This window comes from Paenibacillus sp. Y930 (assembly GCF_056786375.1).
This window is the reverse complement of the sequence record NZ_JBXCIX010000003.1, coordinates 337,433-356,406: the sequence shown is the minus strand read 5'-3', so window position 1 is coordinate 356,406 and position 18,974 is coordinate 337,433. Positions and strand designations below refer to the sequence as shown.

Annotated in this window: 9 protein-coding genes and 1 pseudogene; 8 read left to right on the top strand and 2 right to left on the bottom strand. The window is 44.6% G+C overall.

The genetic code is table 11. The annotated features are described in order from the left end of the window. The first annotated feature begins 362 nt into the window (after window positions 1-362). The 6 genes from AC1TO5_RS10535 to AC1TO5_RS10510 all read left to right on the top strand — a co-directional run bounded on the left by AC1TO5_RS10535 (window position 363) and on the right by AC1TO5_RS10510 (window position 12,518). Window positions 363-7,448 carry an InlB B-repeat-containing protein gene (locus tag AC1TO5_RS10535; protein ID WP_482062762.1) on the top strand — a complete coding sequence of 2,362 codons (7,086 nt, stop codon included), beginning with the start codon at window positions 363-365 and terminating at the stop codon, window positions 7,446-7,448. After that, window positions 7,427-7,663 (top strand): InlB B-repeat-containing protein, encoded by a 237-nt coding sequence (locus AC1TO5_RS10530; RefSeq protein ID WP_482062761.1) that lies wholly within the window; start codon window positions 7,427-7,429, stop codon window positions 7,661-7,663. The genes AC1TO5_RS10535 and AC1TO5_RS10530 overlap by 22 nt, the downstream gene beginning before the upstream one ends. Window positions 7,664-7,976: 313 nt before the next feature. Next, on the top strand, window positions 7,977-8,675 hold the full coding sequence (locus AC1TO5_RS10525) for a response regulator transcription factor (protein ID WP_482062760.1): 699 nt from the start codon (window positions 7,977-7,979) through the stop codon (window positions 8,673-8,675). Between the two features lie 279 nt (window positions 8,676-8,954). After that, on the top strand, window positions 8,955-9,905 hold the full coding sequence (locus AC1TO5_RS10520) for a hypothetical protein (protein ID WP_482062759.1): 951 nt from the start codon (window positions 8,955-8,957) through the stop codon (window positions 9,903-9,905). Between the two features lie 51 nt (window positions 9,906-9,956). Further along, window positions 9,957-11,525, top strand: coding sequence for an S-layer homology domain-containing protein (locus AC1TO5_RS10515; protein ID WP_482062758.1), 1,569 nt, complete (start codon window positions 9,957-9,959; stop codon window positions 11,523-11,525). A 288-nt stretch (window positions 11,526-11,813) separates the two neighbouring features. Next, complete coding sequence (locus AC1TO5_RS10510; protein WP_482062757.1) at window positions 11,814-12,518, top strand: response regulator transcription factor; 705 nt, start codon at window positions 11,814-11,816, stop codon at window positions 12,516-12,518. A 258-nt stretch (window positions 12,519-12,776) separates the two neighbouring features. Here the strand turns inward: AC1TO5_RS10510 and AC1TO5_RS10505 are convergent, their stop codons facing one another. Together AC1TO5_RS10505 and AC1TO5_RS10500 are read right to left on the bottom strand one after the other, a co-directional pair. Further along, window positions 12,777-13,721 carry an IS3 family transposase gene (locus AC1TO5_RS10505; protein ID WP_482063108.1) on the bottom strand — a complete coding sequence of 315 codons (945 nt, stop codon included), beginning with the start codon at window positions 13,719-13,721 and terminating at the stop codon, window positions 12,777-12,779. A gap of 134 nt (window positions 13,722-13,855) precedes the next feature. Then, the gene (locus tag AC1TO5_RS10500) at window positions 13,856-14,335 is read right to left on the bottom strand and encodes a helix-turn-helix domain-containing protein (RefSeq protein WP_482062756.1); all 480 of its coding nucleotides are present in this window, start codon (window positions 14,333-14,335) and stop codon (window positions 13,856-13,858) included. A gap of 355 nt (window positions 14,336-14,690) precedes the next feature. On the opposite strand from AC1TO5_RS10500, the pseudogene AC1TO5_RS10495 reads away from it, so the two are divergent. Next, window positions 14,691-15,214: pseudogene (locus AC1TO5_RS10495) on the top strand (transposase); the annotation flags it as partial. Window positions 15,215-15,703: 489 nt separating this feature from the next. Further along, entirely contained in the window at window positions 15,704-18,946 is a 3,243-nt protein-coding gene (locus AC1TO5_RS10490; RefSeq protein ID WP_482062755.1) for a family 43 glycosylhydrolase, read from the top strand. The last annotated feature ends 28 nt before the right edge of the window (window positions 18,947-18,974 follow it).

The window sequence follows — 18,974 nt, the reverse complement described above, 5'->3', positions numbered from 1 at the left end:
GCGGCGTAGGGATTACCTCCTTACGCCGCTTTTGCTCTAGATTATACTTTATTCCAATAGCTTCTAAGATACCGTCCAAGTTGTCATCGGTTACTCCCGTTAACAATAGAACTAACATCAAGCTTAAATTTTTTTCATCTAAGATTTTCATTCTCTCTTCAATTATTATGATTTATTTCCTTGTATTCTATTATGGTAGATTAGCTCATGCATGAAACTTAAAGTTTTCTTTGTAATCCACTAATGCTCCACCTACCATGATAGAATCGACATAAATAATCCAATATTAGTGACAGTATTCGACATCGAAATGAGAGAGTCAGTATGGTAGGAGAAGAGATTCATAGTAGTTACTAGAGAGGATGAATGAATTGAAGAAGGCAATAAAATGGGGCTGGAAGTTAAAATCACGGCTTCTGGCATTGATGCTCGTTATTAGTATGGTGGTGAGCTTACTGCCAGTGGGCTTACTGCCGATGCAGCAGGCGGTAGCGGCTGAATCAAGCGAATTTCAAAATGTTAGTCTAACGGATGGGTATCAAGATGTTAATCCAACGGACTGGTTTTATGATGCGGTCATATATGTCCAGAAGAATGGCATATTCAATGGAACAGGCGCTGATACCTTCTCGCCAAAGGGAACGATGACGCGTGCCATGTATGTGACGGCGCTTGGAAGAATGGCAGGCGTGGATATAAGTAAGTATCCAATCTCGACTTTTGCCGATGTGCAGACTGGTGCTTGGTATGCACCATATATAGAATGGGCGGCTGAGAAAGGGATTACTAACGGCACGGGTGATCAAAATTTCTCTCCTGATGCAACGGTATCGAGAGAACAGATGTTGACGATGACTTTGCGGTATTTCGAAAGCTATCAGATTCCCTATCAAACAAGCACTCACATAACGACGAAGCCGGGCGATCTCGTTAGTGTTTCTTCTTGGGCTGTTGATGCGGTCGTTAAGCTGTGGCAAGCAGGCTTATTCGTTGGGGATGCCAATGGCAATTTCAACCCGCATGCGCAAGCGACTCGTGCGGAAGCTGCTGCTAGCTTTATGCGCAGCAATGCGGTTGTGGAAGCATGGGAAGAGCAGAATCAAGCTCCCCCGACCCCAACCCCGACTCCAACCCCGACTCCATCTCCGACTTCGAATACGGATAATGGTAGCAACAATGGAGGTAATAGCGGTGGCAATAATAACACTGAATATGCGCTAACGTTTGAGAGCAACGGAGGTACATCAGTAGCTGGCCAGACGGTGAAATATGGCTCCAAGGCTGTGGTACCTGAAGTGCCGACAAAGCTAGGCTATACGTTCGGTGGTTGGTATAGCGACAGCAGCTTGAAGATCAGCTACAGCTTCACGACACCGGTGACGGATAGCATGACGCTATATGCAAAATGGACTGCCAGATACACAGTGAGCTTCGACAGTGACGGTGGGTCGGCGGTGGCTGCTCAGACGGTGAACGAAGGCACTAAAGCTGTAGCGCCTGGAGCACCGACAAAGGTCGGATATGTGTTCAGCGGTTGGTACAGTGATAGCACCTTAACAAGCGTCTACGACTTCACAACAGCTGTCGTGACGAGCAATATTACATTATATGCGAAATGGACGATTGAGAAAAAAAATAGCTATACGGTGAAATTTGACAGCAACGAAGGTACGACGGTGGCTGACCAGAATGTGAAAGAAGGCGCCGTGGCTGCTGCGCCTGACGCCCCAACGCGGGCAGGACATACATTCGACGGCTGGTACAGCGATAGCGACTTGAAAAGCCACTATGGCTTCACGGAACAAGTAACGGGTAACGTTACGTTGTACGCGAAGTGGGTAATTAATAGCTACACGGTGAGTTTCGACAGTAAAGGCGGCACGGTGGTAACAAGTCAGTCCGTGAATTATAACGGATTAGCTACTGCACCTAGTACACCAATTTGGGAAGGCTATACGTTCGGCGGCTGGTACAGCGACAGTGGCTTGACCAAAGCCTACAGCTTCACGGCAGCAGTGACTGGCAACATTACATTGTATGCGAAGTGGACGATGAATAGCTACACAGTGAGCTTTGACAGTAACGGCGGTTCGGCGGTAGCTCCTCAGACGGTACGAACTGAGGAAGTGCTGAGTAAGCTGCCTGCCCCGGCAAAAGAAGGAAGTATATTCCAGGGCTGGTTTAGAGACGAAGATTTTTCACGCATTTTCGCGGAAGGCGGCACGGTTAATGCGGATACAACGTTGTATGCGAAGTATATTGATCATGTGAGTAATACGGTAGAAAACATCCCAGGCTACTCGGTGCAGGATGTTCCGCAAAGCTTCACTATCACTGTCAACGCTGTAAGCGGCAGTATGACAGCAGCTGAAGTAAAAGCGGGTATGACATTCATCGACACTGCGAATCCTGACCCCATAGAGCCTGCCGTCACTGATGCGAATGGTCACTTCAAAGTAGCATCCGCAGCTGAAGACGGTAAGTTCGTAGAAGGCAACACCTATGAGCTTACATTAACGGACGATCGCCTGACTTTCCAAGGTCAAGATGCGACGACGCGCGTTTACGTGTTTAGCGTTGCTAAAAAAGAAGTTATGAATATTCCGTTGAATCCGAATATGGTTTATCTGCGCTTCGCGGATATCACGAATATGATGATCGATGGTGCAGAAGTTGGTTCGCCTGCGATCCCGGTCATTACGATGGCGATGGACGGCGGCGGCAGCGGTCTTGCTGAGGCGAATGCAGGTAGTGGAACTTTCCAATATACGGGGGATGCTAGCATTCAAGTTGGTGCTACTGTCGCGATCTATGAAGGTGTTCGCCCCGATCAGCGCACGGTAAATACAACAGGTGCAGACGACGGCGATGTTGCCTATATACAGATCACGGCGATTAACGGAAAGACCTACACTTACGATCATGCGGATATCAAGCAAGTGTTGTTCATGCCAGACACGCTGCCTGTAAGTGTAGATGCGGATACGGATGGCGATCCGAACAATCTTTCGATCACGGTAGAGCAAGTTGCGATGAACTACAGCGATGATCGATATGCGCCTTTTGGTTTGAGCGAACTGACCACCGTTGATATAGGCGATTTTATCGCTTTTTATACGGGTGAATTCACTGAGGAAGATGCGAACTTCGAAGTAATCAGTTATGGACGCATCATCTCGATTATTCCTGCGGCGGAGATGATGGTTATTGAGTATAGCGATGCCAATGTGGAAGACATCAAGCATGCCTTCAATATCTATCAGCAACAAGCGATTGACGGCGATATGCTGTTGTCGGAGGAGGACATCACTCAGCTTGAGAATGAAATTGAGCAGCAAGCGATAGACAGTGGCTTCGTTAATCAAACTGCAAGCTATCTTTCTACTCTGGCGAGGGAGACGGATATATTCAAGACACAGATGAAAGCGAAGGGATTCGCGGCTTCAAGAATCGGAGGCAGAGCATATGTAGAGAATGTGACTGTGAAAGCTTCACTTGGTACGAGAGTGAAGAATATTGCCGGACAAACTTCCGGAGTCAGCGCTACACTTCAAGTCGGAGCAGATATTGTCATTCCTATCCATGAAGAAAGCGATCTCGTCATTCATATGACTGGCACATTTCTTGAGGAGATAAGCTTGAATCTCAGCGTCAATGGCGGTGCGGAATACGAAGAGAAATGCTTTATCTTTTGCGCTACGCTACCTTTCCCGACAGATTATCGGATCACAGTTAATCTGGACGCTTATAGCTATACTGGGCTCAACATTAAGGCGGAGATTGCTACCATCGAACATAATAAGCTAGCAGCGGCGCTGGCAGATTGGGATAGAGCGAAAAATAGCGGCCAGCTTGGTAAAGTATTGGATATTGCGACAGAGATTAAAGCGTTGATTGATGGTGTGCAAGATAGCGGAGTCGATGCTGAGTCCTTGAGAGAACAATATAAAAAAATGATGGAAAACGATACGGAGTGGGTTCCGTTAGTTAAGAAGAAGCTTTTTGAGCAGAGCGTACGAGTTGCTGCTAATCTGGTCGAAATCCAGTTTTCGGCTGAGTTCGTGGTCAGCGCCAATGTGAACATGACGGTCGGGGCTGATTTCAACTATACGACTGCCAAGCGTCTCTCGGCGACTTTGTTGGTGTTTGGACGAGAAGGCCATGTCCATACGACAAGATTGAATGGTGACGGTGATTATCAGTTTACATTCTACGTCATGGGGACGCTCGGCTTGCGGGCGGGCATTCAACTGGAGCTTAAAGCGGGGCTAGGCAGCGTTGATTGGAATAGTATTGGGATTTCTGTTGAACCTGGAGCTTATGTGAATTTATGGGGCTATTTCTATTATCAGCTGAAAAATATAAGTGGGAAACGGTTTACGCAATCATTCGGCGCTCTGTATGTAGAGATGGGCATCTATTTGGAAAGCGCTATAGGCGCCCAATTGGGCGATGGATTGCTCAAAGCCAGCGTGCCGATATATGAGGAAAAATGGCCTTTGTACTCGGTAGGGGAGCAACATAATGTCACTGGCTTTTACTATCCGCAATATGGTACGAGCGAATTGAACATGGCGGGATCCGCGTCATCCGTCGTTGTGCCGGATTCGTTGTTCACGATGAGTGTGTTTGATTTGAAGACAGGCGGCACAAATGCTCGGACGTATCCTCTTTCAAGCTTCGATGTCCAGGTGGATAACCCGAATTTCAGGTATAACGCAACCACCAAGAAGATCGAAGTAGTGGATACAAGCGGTACGGTGAGTAAGGGCAATCTGGTCATCACCTGGAAGGGAGCGCCGCTATCGTTCACGTCTGATCCGATCAAGCGCACGATTCCGTTGACTTGGCGCATTAGGCCAGGGGAGTACACCCTTCAACTGGATCCGCAGAACGGTGAAATGACGGAGATTGTCGTTGCCCGCCCTAACACGGTAATCCGCGTGACCGCACTGGAATATCCGGGGTACACCTTTGACGGTTGGTTCACGGAGGCTACTGGCGGCACGGAGATGACGATTCCGGATATTATGCCAGAATTGGATCTTAATCTGTACGCACACTGGACAACGAACACGGATACACCGTATACCGTTCAGCATTACTTAATAGACCCGAATACTGGGACATCGACATCACCCGACTTTACGGAAATACTGACTGGCACAACCGACACAGAGATTCAGATCGACTCTGACCGATACAGGGAGCAAGGTTATACAAACGGGACGGCAAGCGGTGCTTACATTAAGGGTGATGGCTCGACAGTAGTGAGAGTGGAATATTATCCGACTGATCGAACCATTACCTTCGATGGGGGTTATAAGAGTGCTCCTACAAGTTCGATCACGGCACTGTTCGGTAAGAACATCGCCGTCCATAAACCAGTGCTGACAAGACTAGGCTATACGTTCGCTGGTTGGTCGCCGGAGGTGCCGAGTATCATGCCAACTTCGAACATCACCTATACCGCAATGTGGACAGCGAGAGAGGACACGCCATATCAGGTCGTCTACTTGCTGCAAAATATCGGCAGCGACACCTATACGGTTGTAGATACGGAATCGCATCGCGGGACAACCGATACCGAGGTAAATATGACGAATCCGAGATCTTATGAGGGCTTTACGTTCGACAATACCGTTTCGAGAACGGTGCAGAAGGCCAATATCGCGGGCGAAGGCACAACAGTGCTGAAGTTGTTCTACGCGCGCAATAACTACGCCATGACGATCAATTATAATAGCGACGTCGCGACTAATGTTGTTCCCGTGCCGTTTGGCGCAACAACGGGATTGCACATTGGCACCCCAACCTGGCAGGGACATACATTCACGGGATGGTCGCCAGTTCCACCGACTACGATGCCCACACAAGATGTCATGATCACCGCTGGGTGGACGACTAACAGCTACACGGTGAGCTTCAACAGCAACGATGGATCCCCAGTAGCTGCCCAGACAGTAGATTTTGGCTTATTGGCAAGCAAACCGGATGAACCGATGAAGGACGGTTTCGTATTCAGCGGCTGGTACAGCGATGGCGCGCTGACGAAAGCCTATGATTTCACAACATTGGTGACTGTGAATCTCACGTTGTATGCAAAGTGGATATACAGTTACACGGTGAGCTTCGAGAGTGACGGGGGGTCAACGGTGGTTGCCCAGACGGTGAACGAAGGAGACAATGCTACGCTAGTCGTACCGACAAAGGCCGGATATGTGTTCAGCGGTTGGTACAGCGATAGCGAGTTATCAAGCATCTATGACTTCACAACGACTGTAGTGACAAGCAATATTACCTTGTACGCAAAGTGGACGATTGTGCCCAAAAATAGCTATGTAGTGAGCTTCGACAGTAAAGAAGGTTCGGCAGTGGCTAATTTGACGGTGGTAGAGGGCGCACTAGCTGAGAAGCCTAATGATCCAACACGTGAAGGTTATACGTTCATCGGCTGGTACAGCGACGAAGGCTTGACGGATGAATTTAACTTCTCGACAACAACGATCACGATGAATCTTTTGCTGTATGCGGGATGGCAGAGGAACAACTACACGGTGAACTTCAACAGCATGGACGGCACGCAAGGGGCTGCTAAGACGGTGAACGAAGGAGAAAAAGTTGCGATACCTGTCGAACCGACGAAGAATGATCACAAGTTCGGCGGTTGGTACAAAGATGTTAATATGAGTGAAGCCTACGACTTCGAGACACCAGTGACGAAAAATCTCACGTTGTATGCCAAGTGGATACCTCTTTACACAGTGAAATTCGACAGTCGAGGCGGATCCTCAGTGGGTGACCAAAGGGTGGCATCTGGCGACAATGCTATAGCGCCTGCCGTGCCGACGCCTGTCGTACCGGAGATAAAGGATTTAGTGTTCGATGGTTGGTACAGCGACGAGGGTCTAAGTGAAGCCTACAGCTTCACGGCAGCGGTGAAGGGTGATCTCACGTTGTACGCGAAGTGGGAGGTTCCTCACACGGTGAGCTTCGACGCTGGCTACGGATGGTACAGCCCGCGTTGGCCAGCAGAACATTATAAGGTATTTAAACAGACAGTGGCAAGCGGTGGTAAAGCTACGCCGCCTGACCTCATGCCAGTGTTTGATGGTGGCTTGTTCCGCCATTGGTACACCGGTGAGATTTGGAAAGCCTACGACTTCACGACACCTGTGACGGAAGATCTCACGTTGTACGCAAGGTGGGGGAATCAATATTTAGTGCAGTTTTACACCGGTGACGGAACGAAAGTAGCTGACCAGACGGCGTGGTTTGGCGAAGCTCCTACGAAGCCTGAGGATCCAACCCTAGGAGGTTATGTGTTCGGCGGTTGGTACAGCGACCAAGCTAGGACTATAGCCTACGATTTCACGACAGAGGTGCCGAGGCACGGTGAATTATATTACCATTCGTTGCACGCGAAGTGGATACTGATACGTCCTTAACGGTGTACTTCGACAGCATGGGCGGATCGCAAGTGGTTGAACAGACGCTGGAAAGTGGCGACACTGTCACGGTGCCTGCAGAACCGATGAAGGACGGTTACATGTTCGTCGGTTGGTACCGGGACGTTGAGCTGACTATATTCTACAATTTCAGCAGGGAACGGGTGGAGAGAAGTGACCTCACGTTGTACGCGAAGTGGACGGCGCTACCGTGACTGCAAGCGGGAGACGTACTGAACACGTTAGCGGCAATATAGTCAAGTATCTCTTTCGACAGCTAGTGTACCACACCGGTATTGGAGATCTAGTGACCGTAATGAAGTATGATCCGTACTTACATTAACCTTGACAGATCAGATTGGCGGAACAGCCCACTCCATCGGAGCAGGCTGTTCTGCCTTAAAGTTTTCTTTGTAATTCACAAGTGGTCTAATCTACCATGATAAAATAGGAAGAGAAAAATCGACAAAAATTGTAGTAAATGAACAGGATAGCTGGCGATAGACACTGAAAGAAGGTGACGGTGTGATGGACGCGCACAAAATTATGATCGTCGATGATGATCCCCATATATGCGAGATTGTTCAGGTGTATTGCGAAAGAGAGGGTTTCCTATCCTCCTACAGTCATAGCGGGACAGAAGCCATGAAGCTACTTAAGTCTTTCGAGCCGGATTTGATTGTACTGGATGTATTGCTGGCTAATGAAAACGGCATAGATTGGTGCAGGGACGCACGGGGCTACACAAATGCGCCGATCGTGTTTCTGAGCAGTCGTGAGGAGGACGAGGTGAAAATCAGCGCATTATCCTATGGCGGCGACGATTACGTGACCAAGCCGTTCAGCCCAGGCGTACTTATCGCCAAGATCAAGGCACATCTTCGTAGAGTGTCGACTGGAAGAAAGGAACAACTGCTAGAGTTACCGGGGTTGACGTTGGATTTCTATACACAGTCCGTCAATATGGGGAGTGAAACTATCTTTTTGTCAAGAAAAGAGTTTAGTCTATTATCCTATATGGCTCAAAACGTCAATCGTGCTGTCAGTGTCGATGCGTTGTTTCAGTTCACCTGGGGAACGGATAGTCTGGAGGACACGAGAACGGTCGCAGTACACATCAGTAATTTACGCAAAAAAATCGAGGCTGACCCTGCCAATCCTGAGAGAATCATTACGGTTAGAGGGGCTGGATATATGCTAGTTGCCAGAAGTGCGTTACAAGCGTGAACAAAGTGTTAAGGTTGATAGCCTACTATAAATAGGGCGAAATATTCGTAAAGTATAGGTTTTTTATTATGCTCGGCTTGGGTTTGGAGGAGTTCTTACTCGGCGGAAAAAATGGGGTCACGGCGTTGGGGCATCTCTTGACGCTGTTGACCCTTTTTTGTTCTTTCCGCTAGCTTTGCAAGCGCGAACTTAAAGTTTTCTTTACGTTTCACAAGTAAGCTAGTCCACCATGATAGAATAGAATCACTAAACAAGATCACGAATAATGGAGGAATAAACATGAAACATTGGTTTCAAAGAAGTATGGTAATTGGTCTTGCAATAACAGTTTTACTCGGATTAGGAATTATACCTGTAAAGATTAGTGCTGAGCCTATGCCTAGCTTTGTGGCTGGTGATGGTTCTGAAAATGACCCATATCAAATATCGAGCGTCGATGATCTTATATCAGTGAGGAGACACTTTGGTGAGGGAATCCATTTTATTTTAATGAATGATATTGATTTGGCTTCAGAGTCATGGGTTCCTATAGGACAACCGGATAATGATTTTAAGGGTATATTTGAAGGTGTATTTAATGGGAATGGTTATAAAATTAAAAATTTAAATATAAATAGCGAATCATTGACTAATTATGTTGGTTTATTTGGTTCTATTGGGACATCAGGTATAGTGTCTAATCTGGGAGTAGAAAATGTGAATATTGATATTCAAACAGAAATTAACAATGTAGGGGGCATTGCTGGATGGAATATAGGAAAAATACTGAATAGCTATATGACGGGTACAATAAGCACTCCAGTTGGAAGCGGAATTGGGGGTCTAGTTGGATTCAACAGTGGGAAGGTATTCGAGAGTTATGCGGAAGCTACTATATCTGGTGAAAGTAATGTTGGAGGTTTAATAGGAATTCAACATCCAGGTGGAGAAGTACGTGATAGTTATGCGAAGACTTTTGTGACAGGTGAGACGAATGTTGGGGGCTTAATAGGAGATAGTCACTTTGCAACAGTAGAGCATAGTTATTCGACGGGTAATGTTTCTGGTCAGAATCAAATAGGAGGCTTGATTGGACGCAGTCTTGAAACAACCCAAAGTAATAACTATTCAACAAGTGATGTTATTGCAAATGGAAATGATGCAGGTGGACTAGTAGGTGAATTAATAGGTGGTTCTATAAGTAGTAGTTATGCATTAGGGGATATTACTGGCGCATCATCTGTGGGATGATTAGTCGGAAATTCAACCGGAACTATTCTTAATAGCTTCGCAAGAGGTAATGTGGAAGCATCTGGTGAAAATGCTGGTGGTTTGGTAGGTATTATTAGTCCCCGTATTCCGGGCACAAATGATATGAGCTTTAATTACGCAACGGGCCAAGTAGTAGCTGATGTTCATTATGGAGGTCTGGTAGGTTATAATCATGATGAAGCGGACGTTCAACATAGTTATTATAACAATGAGATCGTAAATGAGATAGATACAGACAAGGGAACAGGTAAGTCGACATCTGAACTGAAAGATATTTCAACTTATGAATTGTGGACAGGTTTTTCTGATATATGGATAATTGATCCATTACGTAATGACGGGTACCCTCAATTGAGAGTTTTTAATAAGTACGTTATATACGATGGTAATGGAAACACTAGCGGAGCTGTATCAAGCGAAAGTATAGGGTATACACGTAAGGAAACCGTAACGGTTTCGAACAATAGTGGTCAGCTAGGTAAAACGAATTATACGTTTGACGGATGGAACACATCAGCAGATGGATCGGGAGTAGAGTATAAAGTAGGAGATACATTCGTCATTACAGACGATGTAACGCTCTATGCACAATGGGAGTTGAAACATTCACCTACACCTAGTGGAAATAGTAGTATTTCAACAATACCATCTAATATAAGAATGGTTACAATCTATGCAGGGCAATCTGGTGAACTAAATTTTGAAGAAGAAATCATAGTTCATATTCCAGTTGTATCCGCCAGTCAAGCTGTAGACATAACGGTAACGAAAATGCTTAATCCACAGCCATTCATTAAAGATAACGATGTGCTGTTAAGTTCAATCTATGATATATCCAAAAACGTCTCGTGGAAATTTGATCATCCGATTACAGTCACCCTGCAGTTTGATCCAAGTAAAGTAAAAGACAATCAAAAACCAGACCTATTTTCATATGATGAAATTAATAAAGTATGGGTAGAGGTTGAAGGAAGTACAATAATAGGTAATACGATTTCTGCACAGATGAATCATGTAGCAAAAATTGCAGTATTTCTAGTAGAGAAAGAAACAGTATCTCAGATTATTTCAAACTTGTCTGATATAACAGGACACTGGGCAGAAGAAAGCATCAAACAGGCGCTAGTCAGTGGCATCATTAAAGGTTATGCAGATGGGACATTTAGACCGAATGGATCTGTTACGCGTGCAGAGTTTGCCGTGATGCTAGCCAATAGCTTGAATTTAAGTGGTGAAGGATCAGAGCTAACATTTACAGATCATGCCGTAATTGGAGCATGGGCAAAGCAAGCTATAGCACAAGTTGTAGAACAAGGTATTATAACAGGATATAACGATGGAAGTTTCCGTGCGAATGCGGATATTACACGAGCAGAAGTGGCAGTCATGATCGCACGTGTAAAGAATGCTATAGGAGCAAATACAGTATTGCGATTTAGCGATGCAGAAACAATACCAGCGTGGGCAAAAGCTGCGGTAGCCTATGTAGATGAGGTAGGTATCATGCATGGGGAGACGGATACATTATTTAAAGCAAACGATGAGACTACACGAGCAGAAGCAGTTACGATTATCTTAAGACTATTAGAGCTAAAATAGCTTCTATTGTTTTAGTAGAGTGAACGGAATATGGTGAAGTTTCAATATAAAACATACTAAAAATAGTAGCACAGACCAAGGCCATAGTTTGTGCTACTATTTTTTGTGCGCCACGCATGGCGCGTAGCTAGGCGGTTAAAGCCCACCATGATAGAATAGAATCACTTTAATTGGTAGATTGAAAGTGAAATGGAAGGACAAGGATTTCGCATCTTGGATGCATTTCGTCGTAATCGATATTGTATATATCGCTTCCTTGTATTTGAGAAGGAGAAAGGTGACGGAGTGATGGACACGCACAAAATTATGATCGTCGATGATGATCCCCATATATGCGAGATTGTTCAGGTGTATTGCGAAAGAGAGGGTTTCATATCCTCCTATAGTCATAGCGGGACAGAAGCCATGAAGCTACTTAAGTCTTTCGAGCCGGATTTGATTGTACTGGATGTATTGCTGGCTGATGAAAACGGCATAGATTGGTGCAGGGACGCACGGGGCTACACGAATGCGCCAATCGTGTTTCTGAGCAGTCGTGAGGAGGACGAGGTGAAAATCAGTGCATTATCCTATGGCGGTGACGATTACGTGACCAAGCCGTTCAGTCCAGGAGTACTCATGGCCAAGATCAAGGCTCATCTTCGCAGAGTATCGACGGGCAGAAGGGAACAACTGCTGGAGTTACCGGGGGTGACGTTGGATTTCTACGCACAGTCCGTCAACATGGGGAGTGAAACTATCTTTTTGTCAAAAAAAGAGTTTAGTCTACTGTCCTATATGGCTCAAAACGTCAATCGTGTCGTCAGTGTCGATGCGTTGTTTCAGTTCATTTGGGGAACGGAGAGTCTGGAGGACACGAGAACGGTCGCTGTACACATCAGCAATTTACGCAAAAAAATCGAGGCTGACCCTGCCAATCCTGAGAGAATCATTACGGTTCGGGGGGCCGGATACATGCTAGTTGCCAGAGGTGCGTTGCAAGCGCGAACATAGTGTTAAGGTTGATAATGTGACCGCGACTGCCGCTAACATACTAGAGCAAGAAGGGGTAGAAGCAAGCTGCTTTAATGTAGTGAGCTGAACCGTATAATATAGAGCGAAATCCGAGGTAGGCATAGTTCCCAGGCAAAGTCAATTGAAAAATAGCGGCGTAGGGATTACCTGAAGTGCTCCCTGTCAAGTGGACAGTGTAAAAAACAAAAATAGTTAGATTAGAAACCTCGGCTCGTTTTAATAGAGCTGAGGTTTTTTTCATGATGCAGCTCGTCGGTATTCGTTAGGTGACAAGTCATCCAAACATTCTGAATAGCGGTAGTTGTTGTAATAGCGAATATAGTTGCTAACGTCTTTGAGAACGTCTTCATAGGTGTTAAACTTTGTAAGATAATAACTTACCGATTTGTAAGTACCCCAAAAGCGCTCAATAGGCTGGATGTCCAAACATCGGCTCACGCGAGACATGCTTTTTATAAATTCGTATTTTACTTGGAGTCGATTATACTCATAAGACGTATACTGGAAGCCTCTGTCGCTTTGGATGAGTGGAGTGACACCAGGATTCTTCTCATAAGCCTTCTTGAGCGTATCCATCACGAGTTTATTGTTGTTAGAATGGCTCAATACCCAGGAAACAATGGAATTATCGTACATATCAATAATCGCGCTTAAATAGGCTTTGCGACCACTTCCATACTTTAGTTCAGTTACATCTGTAGACCACTTTGAATTAGGAGAATGGGCGTCAAAGTTACGGTTCATTACATTTTCAACGACATGGATCGCAGAGGCTTTCACATAATGTGGCCGCTTCTTGCGGATGACTGCTTGGAGTCCAAGCGCACGCATGATTCGATAATAACGTTTTTTGTTATACTTCTTTTTGAGTTTTCTGTTTAACTGAGTACGCATTTGGCGATAACCAAGTATCCCTTTTCTCTTGTCATAACGAAGCTTTACTTCTTCGGCTAGTGCAAGAATGTCACGTTCTCTGGTAGATGGAGTACAATGTAACCACTTGTAATAGGCAGATCGAGCAACTCCTGCTAACGCACACAACTTCGTAATGGCGTACCCTTTTTCGTTGTTCAGTTCTTGAATCGCTTGATACAAGTGTTCTTGCTGAACGAGGGTTAGCGTGTATTTCGTCGCTTGATCTCTGCCAACTTTTTTTCGAAGGCATTCTCCATCTCCAGGTATTCGTTCCGAGCTTCTAGTTCCTTGATCCGTAGCTTAAGGCGTTCGTGCTCATCTAGTTCTTCTATAGGCTTATTACGACCGCAATTGTCCTTAAGCGCATCCTCGCTACCTGCTTGGTATTTCCGAACCCATGCTTAGACTTGCTGATAAGATACCCCGTACTTTACGATCGCTTTCTGATAATCCAAACCATTAGCGATGGTATATTGTGCAATTTCGATCCGTTCTTCAAATGTTGTTTTACGTCCTTTATTCATATGAGATAGCCCTCTTCCTTTACGAGTAGGTTTCAATTCTATCTCACTAGTATACTTGGAAATCCAATTCCTTAAAACACTTCTACTTGAAATGCGATGCTTCTTTGTCGCCTCTTCTACAGAACAATGACCAGATAATACATCATGAATAGCAGCGAGCCTCAATTCCTTTGAGTAGGTTTTCCATGTATTAGATTCCTTTAATCCATCTGCTTTATATTTTCTTATCCAATCATTAACCGTGTGTGGGTTAACACCTATCTGTTTTGCTTCATATGTTGGATTTGATTTGTGCTCTAAGCATCGCTGTACGACATGTAATTTTGTTTCAACAGAGGTTGAACTTCTTTTAGACATTAGAAAAACTCCCATCATCGTAGTAGTAGAAATTTTGTTTTTTCTACTGTCTACTATGATGGGAGCATATCAACTGCAGGCATAGTCGTGTTTTATTTGTTTATTATTATTATTTGAATCAATTTCATAAATATAAAGCTTTGCTACGACTAGCTCCTTAAGGCATAGAAAAAGGAGTACCCCCCAAATCTCGAATAGGTAAAGTAACCACACCATACCAAAAGAGACGAGGAGAACTCCCTATGCCATATATACGAAACGAGAGCTTATTTACCCTGCAAGAGCTTTATGAAATGGAACAAAAAGATCGTTTCCGTGAGATTTTCTCTACCATCGATATTAAGCCTATCTAGCAATTCCTTCTGAATCTTCCTATTCCAGGTTGGTGCGCAAGATGAGCCAAAGCCATGCGTTGGAAGAAATGCAAGAACAGTTGTTAAAGCAAGCCATGGCAGAATCATTCATTACGGACGATACCGTTGCCATAGATGCAACTCATATCGAAGCTCGAGATCAAGCGCCTGCAAAGCAAGAAAAGGAAAAACCCGAACCTAAAAAGCGTGGGCGAAAATCAAAAGCCGAACGTGAAGCTTGGCTCGAACAATAACAAGAAGAAGAGAAACAAAAGCCAATCTTCGAGAAAGAAATCGCTGCACAACTCAGTGGGACGTTCCATATTCTAAGGGATGAAATGCCTCTTAACCCGCAGTGGGGAATCAAGAAAAATAGTGATGGAAAAAACGTCTTCTGGTATGGCTATAAAGGTATCTTGCTGTAGGAACCAAGAGTCAATATATCCTTGGAGCCATGCTCTCTTCTGGGAACATGAATGATGGTAAAGCCGCGATTCCGCTCCTAAAAGGGGTTGCTTTGCAGTTGATGATAGGGTTTGGGGGTAGGCCCCCATGTGAAGCCATATCTTACCGCTGGCACTTTTATCTAGCATTTAAACAGATAATTATGAGAAATACCCACCAAGCCTAAAATCTCTACTTTTCGAACAAGAAATTACATCGTGATTTTCTAGTGATGCAATTATAATAAAAGCAATATAAACAGGGGGGAGGCAAGAGGATTACTGTTTTTTAAAGTTTTTGTATTTTAATAAGAAGGAGGAGGAGAAGTAGCGAAAAACTGTAAGGATTTCGCATATTAAAACCTTAACGTCTACAATATTTAAAGCGTTTTCAATAACATAGTTGTTAAATTAAGTATGTAATTGAAATCCAAACGGGAAATTTTATGTGTAGTTCGCTTCCAATCAATCACCTTGGTAAATCACTCATATTGCAAAGAAATCATACATCATGCTCGTAATAATTTAACACTAATTTTTTAGAATGAGCCATAGGGGAGGAACTCAAATCCATGTATAATAAACTATTTGCAATCGTATTAGCTTTTACATTAATAATTAGCTGTCTACCTGGCACATCTACATATGCTGATGGCACCACTGCCAAGAACCCAATAATTTGGGCGGATGTACCGGATGTTGATGTTATCAGGGTAAATGATACCTATTATATGACCAGCACAACCATGCACATGAATCCTGGAGTTCCTATTATGAAGTCTAAGGATCTCATAAATTGGGAAATCGTCAATTATGTATATGATGTGCTCGCGGCTACTGATAAACAAACTCTTTCAGATGGTCAAAACATATACGGGAAAGGCTCATGGGCAAGCAGCATTAGATACAATAATGGCAAGTTTTATGTAGTATTTGCTTCCAATGATACTGGTAAAACGTATATCTTTCAAACCACCGACATAGAAAAGGGCCAATGGGAAAAGTATGAACTTGCTGGTGGAGTTTATCATGACATGTCATTGCTGTTTGATGATGACGGACGTGTGTATTTGGTTTATAGCGGTGGAGCTATTAAGATTGTTGAGCTTACTTCAGACGCAACAGCGATCAAAGCAGGCGGAATGAATAAAACAATAATTCAAAATGCAAGCGCTCCTGGTGGCTCCGGCGGTCTTGGAGCTGAAGGTTCACACATTCATAAAATTAATGGTAAATATTATATCTTCAATATTTCATGGCCAACAGGGAATATACGTACTCAACTAGTACATAGGGCTGACACTATTGATGGCACATATGAAGGGAAGATTGCTTTAAGATCGGGCAGTAATTCAAGCGGCGCCGGAATAGCACAGGGGGGGATTGTTCAAGCCTCTGACGGAAAATGGTACGGAATGCTGTTCCAGGATCATGGATCTGTAGGACGTATACCTTACATTGTACCGATGACATGGAGTGAGGATGGATGGCCTGTATTCGGAGATGTCAACGACACGGGAATTCCTGCCGTGCTTTCAAGATCATGGGTTTCATCAGATAACTTCGATCAGAGAACAGAGAAAGTTGGTGCTTATCACACAGAGGTAGCAGGAGGAGAAAATGATTATAATGGATCCAATCTATCATTAGTTTGGCAGTGGAACCATAATCCTGACAATAGATACTGGTCTCTTACTGACCGACCGGGGTATGTAAGACTCACTGCCGGAAAAACAAGCATGAGTATTCTTGATGCCAGAAATACTCTTACACAAAGAACCTTCGGGCCTGAAAGTTCAGGAACAATTGCTATCGATGTTAGCAATATGAAGGACGGGGATTATGCCGGAATTGCCGCCTTCCAACGAGACTATGGGTTTGTCGGTGTTAAAATGTCCGGTACTACAAAATCTATTGTTATGGTGAATGGAAGTTCAGGAACAGCAGTGGAAGCAGCAAACATTCCGATTACTCAGGACATCGTATATTTAAAGACTGAACTTGATTTTAAGAATAGGACAGATAAAGCATATTTTTATTATAGTCTTGACGGTGAGCGTTGGGCTTCCATAGGAAACACGCTTCAGATGTCATATACATTACCTCATTTTATCGGCTACCGTTTTGCCTTATTTAATTTTGCTACAAAGACTACAGGTGGTTACGTAGATATCGATTATTTCAAACTAGATGACAAATTGGCAGGATCAAACTTTGATACGAATTTGAAGGGTCTCCAGGTTAATGGTGTACAAGTGAACGGGTTCAGTCCTAGTACCTACACTTTTTCTCTAGATGTTCCTGCAGGATCAGCTCCGCCGCAGGTTACCGCTACTCCAAATGACCCTGGTGCGATTGTTACGATATCACAGGCGACGGCAGTACCAGGAAAGGCTACGGTAACTGTAAGCAGGGAAGGCTTACAATCATCTGTCTATACTATTAATTTTAATACGCCTGTCTTTGTTGCCATTGAGGCAGAAACAGCAGCAGAAAACTCGGAAAACGCCTATGTATCTGGCATCATAAACGACCATACCTGGTCGCTTGTTGACGGACAGTCCACGAAAGCTATGCTATTTGGACCTGACACTGACTTCAGTATGCCAGGTACGGATACAGCTACCTTGGCTTCAGGTTCCAGACTCGGATATAAAATCAATTTTACGACTGCAGGAACATACAATGTTTGGCTGCTCGCAAAGAGCGTTGATTTTAATTCGGACTCCATCCACGTTGGATTAGATAATGAGTATAAATTCACATCCAATGGTATTCAGGCTGTTAGCAACAGTCAGTTTAAATGGGTGAATCTCAGTAATGGTGGTACAACTGTGCCCGGGGGAACTCCTTTGAATATAACTGCTGGCGTGCATGAATTGAACTTTTGGGGAAGGGAAGACGGACTAATCATAGACCGGATTTATTTAACGACAAGCAACTCGACCGCAGATCCTGTCTGGCCCACCATTCAGCCACTTGTACCTACAGCTGCACTTTCAGCAGACAGTAGTGTAAAGCCTGGAAGCAGCTTTACAGTGGCAGTTAATCTGAACAACTTGGAACAAAGTGTTTATGCAGAGGACATCACCCTGTCCTATGATTCCAATGTATTTGAGTATGTGAGTGCGGCAGGTGCCGACAACAATATCCAGATCATTGAAGAGGACAAAGCCACTGTCGGTAAAGTAAGACTCATTATCGCCAATATTGGGGGGGTAACTGGAGCCAGTACACCGGTTCTGAATCTAACCTTCAAGGTAAAGGCTGGTGTTCAGAATACCACCGGAACAATTACAACTACCCAGGCGATGCTTGGTGTGGCTCCAGAAGGAACCGTGATTCAGGCGGCTCTTGGCAGCAAGAGCATTGCAATAGGCAATATTGAAGTGGTTAAAGACAAGTCAGCTTTGATAGCAGCGATTTCGGATGGACAGAGCCTGTATGACAATGCAGTAGTTGGCACACTGCCTGGACAATACCCGCAGGGAGCCAAAGATGCATTCGGTGCTGCCATCAACGCAGCAAAAGCTGTAAAGGATAACCAAAGTGCAACTCAGACCGAGGTCGATAGTGCCGTAACAGCACTTAACAGTGCAGTAGATACCTTTAAGGCAGCAGTTATGAAGCAAGTGTCTGCTGACCTCAACAAGGACGGAAGGATCAATGTAGGTGACCTTGCGATGGTTGCGTACCATTACGGTAAAGACTCTACCGGAGCAGATTGGGCAACAGCCAAGATTGCTGATATGAATAACGATAATAAGATCGATATTATGGATCTTGCGTATGTTGCTTCCAAGCTAGTTGACTAAAAAAATCATACGAAAAGCTATGGATGGG

What these genes read in the sequence shown, in the direction of transcription:
- AC1TO5_RS10535 (WP_482062762.1), top strand. Translation starts at nt 363, where the DNA reads ATGAATGAATTGAAGAAGGCAATAAAATGGGGCTGGAAGTTAAAATCA.
- AC1TO5_RS10525 (WP_482062760.1), top strand. Translation starts at nt 7,977, where the DNA reads ATGGACGCGCACAAAATTATGATCGTCGATGATGATCCCCATATATGC.
- AC1TO5_RS10520 (WP_482062759.1), top strand. Translation starts at nt 8,955, where the DNA reads ATGAAACATTGGTTTCAAAGAAGTATGGTAATTGGTCTTGCAATAACA.
- AC1TO5_RS10510 (WP_482062757.1), top strand. Translation starts at nt 11,814, where the DNA reads ATGGACACGCACAAAATTATGATCGTCGATGATGATCCCCATATATGC.
- AC1TO5_RS10500 (WP_482062756.1), bottom strand. Translation starts at nt 14,335, where the DNA reads ATGTCTAAAAGAAGTTCAACCTCTGTTGAAACAAAATTACATGTCGTA.
- AC1TO5_RS10490 (WP_482062755.1), top strand. Translation starts at nt 15,704, where the DNA reads ATGTATAATAAACTATTTGCAATCGTATTAGCTTTTACATTAATAATT.